The sequence below is a fragment of the Pseudomonas sp. genome (assembly GCF_041601375.1).
Lineage (GTDB): Bacteria > Pseudomonadota > Gammaproteobacteria > Pseudomonadales > Pseudomonadaceae > Aquipseudomonas.
Genome location: NZ_JBFIIG010000245.1, coordinates 1 through 5,206, shown reverse-complemented (window position 1 = coordinate 5,206; position 5,206 = coordinate 1). Strand labels below are relative to the sequence as shown.

Annotated in this window: 8 protein-coding genes; 2 read left to right on the top strand and 6 right to left on the bottom strand. The window is 66.9% G+C overall.

Translation table 11 applies throughout. The annotated features are described in order from the left end of the window. Window positions 1-213, top strand: a 213-nt coding sequence (locus tag ABZE94_RS20170; RefSeq protein ID WP_372877820.1) for a cytochrome c, incomplete at its 5' end; no start/stop codon positions are given. Between the two features lie 110 nt (window positions 214-323). Here ABZE94_RS20170 and ABZE94_RS20165 read toward each other — a convergent pair. The 6 genes from ABZE94_RS20165 to ABZE94_RS20140 form a co-directional block, all read right to left on the bottom strand. Further along, window positions 324-1,049: an endonuclease gene (locus ABZE94_RS20165; RefSeq protein ID WP_372877818.1), complete on the bottom strand. Its 726-nt coding sequence runs from the start codon at window positions 1,047-1,049 to the stop codon at window positions 324-326. A gap of 221 nt (window positions 1,050-1,270) precedes the next feature. Further along, the gene (locus tag ABZE94_RS20160) at window positions 1,271-1,615 is read right to left on the bottom strand and encodes a zinc ribbon domain-containing protein YjdM (RefSeq protein WP_238042484.1); all 345 of its coding nucleotides are present in this window, start codon (window positions 1,613-1,615) and stop codon (window positions 1,271-1,273) included. A 146-nt stretch (window positions 1,616-1,761) separates the two neighbouring features. Continuing rightward, window positions 1,762-2,169 carry a hypothetical protein gene (locus ABZE94_RS20155; protein WP_372877816.1) on the bottom strand — a complete coding sequence of 136 codons (408 nt, stop codon included), beginning with the start codon at window positions 2,167-2,169 and terminating at the stop codon, window positions 1,762-1,764. A 213-nt stretch (window positions 2,170-2,382) separates the two neighbouring features. After that, window positions 2,383-3,129, bottom strand: coding sequence for a phytanoyl-CoA dioxygenase family protein (locus tag ABZE94_RS20150; RefSeq protein ID WP_372877814.1), 747 nt, complete (start codon window positions 3,127-3,129; stop codon window positions 2,383-2,385). Between the two features lie 40 nt (window positions 3,130-3,169). Next, complete coding sequence (locus ABZE94_RS20145) at window positions 3,170-3,670, bottom strand: LEA type 2 family protein (RefSeq protein WP_372877812.1); 501 nt, start codon at window positions 3,668-3,670, stop codon at window positions 3,170-3,172. A 144-nt stretch (window positions 3,671-3,814) separates the two neighbouring features. Beyond that, window positions 3,815-4,654 carry an EamA family transporter gene (locus ABZE94_RS20140; RefSeq protein ID WP_372877810.1) on the bottom strand — a complete coding sequence of 280 codons (840 nt, stop codon included), beginning with the start codon at window positions 4,652-4,654 and terminating at the stop codon, window positions 3,815-3,817. A 251-nt stretch (window positions 4,655-4,905) separates the two neighbouring features. Between ABZE94_RS20140 and ABZE94_RS20135 the strand changes: the two genes are divergently transcribed. Then, the coding region (locus tag ABZE94_RS20135; RefSeq protein ID WP_372877381.1) for a serine dehydratase beta chain at window positions 4,906-5,206 on the top strand (301 nt) is incomplete at its 3' end.

Genomic DNA, 5,206 nt, shown 5'->3' with positions numbered 1-5,206 from the left:
CTCTGCACCGGCTGCCACGGTGTGCATGCCGAGGGCCGCGACAACACCCCGCGCCTGGCCGGGCAGCCGGCCGAGTACCTGCGCAAGGCGCTGACCCGCTTTCGCGACAAGGACCCGAGTCGCGCCGGTTCGGTGATGATGTCGATCGCCGCGGACTTCAGCGACGCACAGATCGGCGCCCTGGCCGTTTATCTGCAGCAACTGCGGCCTTGACGCTTTATGGGGTCTGTTATTCGGCTGTGATGGGTATCGCTGCGCTCATCCTACGCGGCCCGCACCATCCTACGAAGTAGGCCTCTCCTGCAGAAAACGCCTCTCTGGCGTCAGCCGCTGCTGCGGCGGGCCTCCCCGGCGCGGCGCAATGCTGGGCAACGGCCCTGGTCGACGGCGCCGATATAGGGATTGCCGCGGCCCATGACGCAGCCGACTTTCTGGTTGCGCCAGCGCTCCCATTCGCTGACCGGGTACTGGCGGTGCCAGGCTTCGTAGGTGCGCCTGTCCTGCTTGGACAGGCGCAGTTTGTAGTGGTCGGCCATGTACAGGTAGATGCGCGCCGAGGCGCCGCGGGCCTGTTCGGGGGGCATGGCGGTTTTCTGCTTGAAGTTGACCACCATGGGGCAGGCGCCGTACTGCTGGGGTTTGTCGCCGAGCATGCCGAGGGCGTAGTTGGAGCGGTCGCCATTCACTTCGCCGATGCTCGGCACCAGGTTGTGCAGGTCGGCTTCGGCGGCCTTGAACAGCGGGTCGCTGCGTGTGCAGTTCCTGCGACCGCCCTGCTGCCAGCACTGGCGCTGGTGACCGATCACCCAGGCCGGCACCACGTGCTCCCATTCCAGGCGCTGCGCGCGGCGTTGTTGCTTGCGCACCTTATAGCCGCAACTGGCCAGGTCGACCTGCTTGCCGTCGTAGGCGCAGCCGCAATAGAAGGTGCTCGGTCGTTCGGCGTAGAGCCGCCAGGCGATTTTCTTGGCGGCGGCGAAATTTTGCGGGGCGTCGGCGTGGACGGATACGGCGAACAGCAGGCAGAACAGGGCGATCAGGCGCGGCATGGAGGGCTCTGAGCAAAAAGCTGCGCATGATAGTGCCGCAACAGCTGGCCAGGGGCCTGCAAGTCGCTCTAAGACAAGGAGTTTTCTGGTTTTTTGGTTCTATGGGCGCGGGGTGACTTGCTGTGCGCGATGCACCCCGGGTGCAGCCAATCCGGGTGGACAGAGGTGCGGTGCAGATTCTGCCTGAGCGTTCCCACGTGGCGGTGGGAACGCTCGCTCGCTCAGACCTTGCGCACGAACTCGGACTTGAGCTTCATGGCGCCGATGCCGTCGATCTTGCAGTCGATGTCGTGGTCGCCGTCGCACAGGCGGATGCCCTTGACCTTGGTGCCGACCTTGACCACCAGCGAGGAGCCCTTGACCTTGAGGTCCTTGATCACGGTGATGGTGTCGCCATCCTGCAGCACGTTGCCGACCGAGTCCTTGATCACTTTGTCGTCGTCTGTCGCCGCGTCGCCTGCGCCGTCGGCGGACCACTCGTGGGCGCATTCCGGGCAGATCAGCAACTGGCCGTCTTCATAGGTGAACTCGGAATTGCATTTGGGGCAGGCGGGCAGAGTGCTCACGGCGGGTCCTTGAGGTCAGGATGATGGAAAGCCGCAGATTATATAGGGTTTTGCCGTGGATTTGAGCGCATCCGGGCGTGCGCTGCCCCCGTAGCCTGTTATTCAGACCGGTCTGCGCCCCGCCAGGGCGGGGCAGAGAGGCAGCGCTACCAGCGTGGCGCGTAATGACCGCGGTTATAGCGTTGGTGCTGGCGGTAGCGATCATTGCGGTAGTGATGCCGGCGGTAGTGATGCCTGTTGTGGTGGCGGAACTTGTGGCCCGAGCGGTACTGGTAGCGCGGCTCTACCACCACCGTATAGGGCCGGTAGTGCACGGGAGGCGGATGGTAGTAGCGCGGATAGGACTCGTAGTACACCCGTGGTGGCGGCGCGCCGATTTCCACATGCACCGGCGCGCGGTCATAGCGGCTACCGGCGACGATGGCGCCGCCCACCACGGCCCCGACCACCGCGCCGGCAATCACGGCATTGCGATCGGAACCCCGTGCCGATGCCTCTCCAGCCAGTGCCAGGCTGGCTACAAGCACCGCAAGTAAAGGAATACGCGCAATCATGAGCAGATCTCCCGCAAATCGTCGGCAGAGGCCGGATACAGATTCGACTGGCAGGGCGGCGAGAAGCTCCCGGCGTAGATGTAAAGCTTGTGTAAAACCCGGGAGGCGCAGGCCCGGGCAGTACCGCGTGGGCTGTTATCGGAGATCCTGCCGGCTTGTTTCGCTCGGGCGTCTGGGGGCGGTCGCAGCAGGCGAGCGTTTTTTCACCGCCGCTCAGTCGTATTCCGCTTCCTCGTGCTCGCCCAGCAGCCGGCGCTGGCGTGGCGTGCAGGCGGCCAGCACCGCGGGATCGAAACGCCAGCTCAGGTAGGGCGAGAACTTCTGCGCGACCATACGCCGGCCGTAATGCACCTGCAGCAGGTAGCGCGTGCGATCCGCCGTGCGGTTGTGGCTGCCGGCATGCCACAGCTCGCTGCGAAACATCAGCACGTCGCCAGCACGGCACAGCAGCGGCTGCGCCGGCACGCCCTGCCACTGGTTCTCGCCCGCTAGCGGCTTGCGCCCGGCGCGGTGGCTGCCGGGGATGATCCGGGTCGGGCAGAGGTCCGCGTCGATGTCGTCGAGGTAGAAATGCGCCGTGCAGATCTGCATCGGCAGCTCGAAGGCCGGGTCGGCCAGCAACGCCTCCGGCAACTCCATCACCAGGTAGTCCAGGTGCAGTTCGGCACCGACGAAGCCGGGGCGGCTGCGCCAGGCCGTCTGGCCAATGATGTGGCAATCGGCGCCGAGGGCGGCCTCGGCCAGTTCGATCACCCCCGGCTGGTCGAGGTAGGTCAGCCAGAACGGGTCGCGGTTGAACACGCACTTGTAGTGGTCGACCAGGCCGGAATAGTCCCAGTGCTGCGGCCTGAGGCGGTCGATGGCCGCGCGCAGTGCGGCGATCTGCTGCGCGTCGAGCACCCCGGGAAGCACGACGAAACCCTGCTGGTGCAGGGCCTGCAGGTGGGGGGCGGTGTGCATGGCGCGTACTCCTGTGCCCTCCGCTATGCGGGCAGGTTGGTCAGGGTTGCATGGGGGCGCCCGCCGGCTCGGGCCAGTTCAAGGTGCCCGAATCGCGGAAACGCATGGTGCCGAACAGGCCGCCGGCCAGTTTGCCGCGCAAAGCGTAGGGCAGGTCCTGCCCCGGTTTATAGCCGCTGACGCCCCAGGCCTGGCGCATCACCGAATAGGCGGAGATGCTCACCGGCACGCTGATCACCGCTTCGCCGAAGCGCGGCACCCGGCCGCTCTGGTTGCTCACCCCACTGGCCAGCGGTTGCTGGTTGATGTCGAGCTGCAGGGCCACGCCGTTGTAGTCGATGGCGTCGTCGTTGGGGTTCTGGATCCGCAGCTTCACTGCGAAACGCATCTCCAGTCCTTCGCCCGGCAGCGGCTCCAGGCCGACCAGGTCGATGTGCAACGGGTCGCGTGGGACCAGGCTGCTGCAGGCGCCGAGGCCGAGCAGCAGGCCGCAGGCGAGGAGGCGCAGCAGGTGGCTGAACGCTGGACGGGGACTCTGCATGGTGGGGCTTCCGATGATGGACGGGACGCAATGGAAGACAGCGGTGCCGCGGCTTTCGCTTGAGGCACGGCCTGTTGTCGTCAGGTTAGCCCTATTGGCGACTGTGTGCGGCTCGCTCGGCACCAATCTGCAGCTGGGGTCGCTTCAGACGCGCTGTTTGGCGCTCAGCACCACGGCGATGCCGCCGAGCACGGCCAGCGAACTCAGGAGCAGTCGCAGGCTCAGGGCTTCATCGAGCAGCAGGCTGCCGGCCAGGGCGGCGATGATGGGCACGCTGAGCTGCACGGTGGCGGCCTGGAACGCCTTCAAGCCGCGCAGGGCGGTGTACCAGACGGCGTAGCCGATGCCCGAGGTCAGCGCGCCGGAGAGCAGGGCGTAGAGCAGCCCGGGACCATCCCAGCTGGCCTGGCCGAGCAGCAGCGCGCTGGCCAGCAGCGCCAGCGGTGTGGCCCGCAGGAAGTTGCCGGCGGTGACCGCCAGCGGGTCGCCGCTGCCGCGGCCGAGCAGCGAGTAGACGCCCCAGGCCGCGCCGGCCAACAGCATCAGCAGGGCGCCGCCGAGCGCCGGTGCGCTGGCGCCGGGCAGCAGCAGGGCGAGCAAACCGCCCAGGGCTAGCAGCAGGCCGGTCGCGGTCGGCGCGGTGAAGCGCTCGCCGCGGTAGAACCCCCACAGCAGCATGCTGACCTGCACCGCGCCGAACAGCAGCAGCGCGCCGACCCCGGCATCCAGGCTGACATAGGCGAAGGAAAACGCCGCGGCATAGGCGAACAGCGCGGCGGCGCCGGACCAGCTGCCGGCCAGCGCGCCATTGCCGGGCCGCAGGCGCAGCAACAGCCACAGGGTCAGGGCGCCAGAAGCGAGACGCAGGCTGGTGAAACTGGCGGCGTCGATCTCGGTTTCCTTCAGCGCCAGGCGGCAGAGCAGCGAATTGCCGGCAAAGGCGAGCATGGCCAGGGCGGTCAGCAGCAGGGTACGAAGGGGCATGGCCATCCTTGTGCGCAGGGCAAGTCGGCCTATCTAAGCACAGCGAGGGCGCCGGGAGGATAGGCCGAAAGTTGCAGGGCGCCGCGGCGCAATCGGGCCGTCAGAGCAAAGCCCGCTCCGGTGGGCTGCTACGCTCCTGGCGACTCTGAACACGTTCGGGTCGACGTTAGACAGTTTTAGCCGCCTGTAGCAGCCGACAATCCTTCGCAACGCGCGCCTCTCGGGACGTGCAAACGCTTTAGGAGTCGGCCATGGCCATCAGTGTGTTTGACCTGTTCAAGATCGGTATCGGGCCTTCCAGCTCGCATACCGTCGGTCCCATGCGCGCCGCCGCGCTGTTCACCGGCGCGCTGCGCGAGCGTCACCTGCTCGAGCGGGTGCAGCGCGTGGAAGTGCGCCTGTACGGTTCGCTGTCGGCCACCGGCGTCGGCCACGGCAGTGACACCGCGGTGATCATGGGCCTGATGGGCGACTGGCCGGATCAGATCGACCCGGCGAACATTGCGCCGCGGATTGAAGCACTGCACAGCAGTGGCACCCTGCAACTGGATG

Coding starts and splice junctions, on each gene's coding strand:
- ABZE94_RS20155 (WP_372877816.1), bottom strand. CDS start 2,169: ATGATTGCGCGTATTCCTTTACTTGCGGTGCTTGTAGCCAGCCTGGCA.
- ABZE94_RS20145 (WP_372877812.1), bottom strand. CDS start 3,670: ATGCAGAGTCCCCGTCCAGCGTTCAGCCACCTGCTGCGCCTCCTCGCC.
- ABZE94_RS20140 (WP_372877810.1), bottom strand. CDS start 4,654: ATGCCCCTTCGTACCCTGCTGCTGACCGCCCTGGCCATGCTCGCCTTT.
- ABZE94_RS20150 (WP_372877814.1), bottom strand. CDS start 3,129: ATGCACACCGCCCCCCACCTGCAGGCCCTGCACCAGCAGGGTTTCGTC.
- ABZE94_RS20165 (WP_372877818.1), bottom strand. CDS start 1,049: ATGCCGCGCCTGATCGCCCTGTTCTGCCTGCTGTTCGCCGTATCCGTC.